2 protein-coding genes are annotated in these 2,776 nt (G+C 54.4%); both read right to left on the reverse strand.

Features of this window, described 5'->3' with window-relative positions; genetic code table 11:
- Positions 1-38 precede the first annotated feature (38 nt).
- On the reverse strand, positions 39-2,030 hold the full coding sequence (locus NCT03_RS33495) for a bifunctional diguanylate cyclase/phosphodiesterase (protein WP_250495494.1): 1,992 nt from the start codon (positions 2,028-2,030) through the stop codon (positions 39-41).
- A 26-nt stretch (positions 2,031-2,056) separates the two neighbouring features.
- Complete coding sequence (locus NCT03_RS33500; protein WP_350030213.1) at positions 2,057-2,698, reverse strand: EAL domain-containing protein; 642 nt, start codon at positions 2,696-2,698, stop codon at positions 2,057-2,059.
- Between the last annotated feature and the right edge of the window lie 78 nt (positions 2,699-2,776).

The raw sequence follows: 2,776 nt of genomic DNA on the forward strand, positions 1-2,776 counted from the left end.
CCCGCTAAAAAGTTTGGTGGGAACCAAATTACCTCTATTCACCGCCGGCGAGAGAACGGTCGAGATGAGGCGCTTACGGCCGATGCCACTACCGAGACGAGGGATTGATCAAGAAACTGAGCCGGCGAGAGATTAACAGCAACACCAATCTCAGCCGGCCACGTCGACGCTTCAGCGCACGCGGTGCGCAATACCCAGGCTCCAAGCGGCACGATAAGCCCAGTCTCTTCAGCGAGACCGATAAAAGTAGCCGGTGCGATAAGGCCCTGCGTTGGATGGCGCCAACGCACTAAAGCCTCTGCGGACGTGATGCGCCCGGTCGAGGTGTCAACAAGGGGCTGGTAGTGCAGTTCGAGATGTCCTTCGGACAACGCCGCTCGCAGTCCTGCCTCTAGGGTCTGCCGCTCTTGAAGTCTGTCGTGTAGAATTTTTCGATAGCGTCGAAATGTGCCCTTGCCTTCGCTTTTTGCTAAATACATAGCAAGGTCGGCGTTCCTCAACAGCGATGTCGCATCTTTTCCATCTTCTGGAAATAACGCCAGCCCGGCGCTGGCACCAATATGGATAGTTTTCCCGTCAGGTCCGAAGGGTCGAGCGCTCAACTCCTCGATGATCTCAGCTGCGACATCGACGGCCGTTATGACGCTTGCTTGCCCCGTTAGCATTACGATGAATTCATCGCCGCCTAGCCGCGCAACCACACCCTTCTCTTTTGCAACTGACAACAGACGAAGAGAGACCTCTTGGAGGACGATGTCACCGACTGCATGCCCAAACGTGTCGTTCACTATGTTGAAGCTATCAAGATCGATCAACAGAATTGCAAGCTTTTCTTCCGAGTGTCGTGCAGTCGACGTATAGCGTTCAAGCAACTCCGTGAACTTCGTGCGGTTGTGCAAGCCGGTTAGCGGATCGACAAACGCCAGCCTACGCATCTTTTCCTCGGTATGAAGCCGTTCCCGCTGGTCGCGTACAGCAATCACGGTTTGCACCTTGTGCCCAAGCGGGACGTTGGAGCGCAGCACGCGCACTGGAATGACAGTCCCGTCAACACCAAAAAGGTTCGCTTCGCGCTCTTCGTGTTCAGCAAGATCAATGAGTTCAAGCCCTGGCAGGATTCGAACGATGTCGCTCCCCGTAAGATCGTCTTGGTTGAAACCGGATAGGCGTTCAATGCTTTTATTAGCCGCTATGATCAAATCATTTTGAGTGATCAGCAACCCCTCAAGCGCCACGTCGGCGAGGTCGCGCAACCTCTTACGGTCTTGGCGAATTCTGGCTTTAGCGGCGAGATCGAAGCGCCAACCCAGAAGTGCCAGTGCGATAAGGGCCAGTGAGATCCCCGCAACGATTGGAGTAATGGTTTGAGGAGCAACAGCGTCCGCCGGAAACTCAACGCTCGAATCTTGCGCTAAAGTCATTGCCGCCATGCCGCAAAAATGCAGTATCGTGATTCCCAAAAGCATCGACGGCGCGCCACACATCTGCAGAAGGCGACTTCGGCTTGCAACAGCCACCATGGACAGGCCGAAGATCGGCAGGCTGACTATAATCGACGGAATAACGAGCCCGAGGTTCCATCTAATCGCTCCTTGCACCAAGTAAGCGCTCTGCCCAATGTAGTGTAATGCGGCAACGCCCACGCCGATGATCAACCCGGCGATAAACTGCCGGGGGCCACGCTTACTGTTAATGGAGACTGCTACGCCGCCGCCAATGCCCAGAATGGCACATGTGAGCGAGACCGCTGTGAGGACAGGCTCAAAGGCCACCAGCATGTTTGGCTGATAGGCCAGCAAAACGATGAAGTGCGTTGCCCAAGCGGTGCAGCCGCTTGCAATCACGCTCGTCAGGCCCCACTGCGTGCGACCGACGCCCGTTGAACGCGCAGCATGTCGGGCAATAGCGAATGAAGCATAGATACCCACAGCGCACACCAACCCAGCAAGGAGCATGACGTGGCGATCGTGAGTCGCTACGATGCATTCGAAGACTTGCGCGACTAAGGAGTGCCGCATTTGATCATGCATCCCTCATCCTCTCTATCGATGTTGTCTCACGACGTTAAGTTGGCAACGCAGGTACGCGCAACGTCTGGTCGATTACTAGGAATTGCCTTCAGCGAGCTATCCATTGCCAGGGCGTCCCTATGCAAAAGCGGACGTCGGCGCAACCGTTCTCTCATGTCAGCTGCAGACAGGGGCTGGTCAAAAAGGTATCCTTGTCCGACCTTACAGGCGCTCTGTATGAGAAACTTTCGCTGTTCGTCCGTCTCGACGCCCTCAGCAAGAATATGAAAGCCTAGGGCGTGTGCAAGGGTAATCACCGCCTTGATGATTGCCTCGCCTCGTGGCGCCACCCCAATCGCCTGAACGAATTTTTGATCGATTTTGATTCGATCTATATCGAAGCACTGCAAAGAGGCGAGGCTGGAATATCCAGTTCCAAAATCATCAATGGCAATAGATAGTCCAATTTCTTTAAGGCTTCTGAGTGCTTGCTCAGCAACTTCGATATCGCGTATTAACGCGCCCTCGGTAAGCTCGATTTCCAACAAATGCGGCGCAAATCCGTGCGAATGCAGCGAACGCTTAATCATCGATAAGAAGTTTGGGTTTTCCAGCTGCACGGGAGAAACATTCACGCTTACTCGAATCGGCGGTAGCCCTGTTGCTATCCACAGCTGTGCTTCGTCAATCGTAAGCGCGCATTAGACGGCGTCCCTTGCGCATTGCCATGCGACATACGTCAGGCTATGGTTGGATTCAGTCGCCAG

It is taken from the genome of Caballeronia sp. GAWG1-1 (assembly GCF_023631465.1).
Taxonomy (GTDB): Bacteria; Pseudomonadota; Gammaproteobacteria; order Burkholderiales; family Burkholderiaceae; genus Caballeronia.

Coding starts and splice junctions, on each gene's coding strand:
- NCT03_RS33495 (WP_250495494.1), bottom strand. CDS start 2,030: ATGCATGATCAAATGCGGCACTCCTTAGTCGCGCAAGTCTTCGAATGC.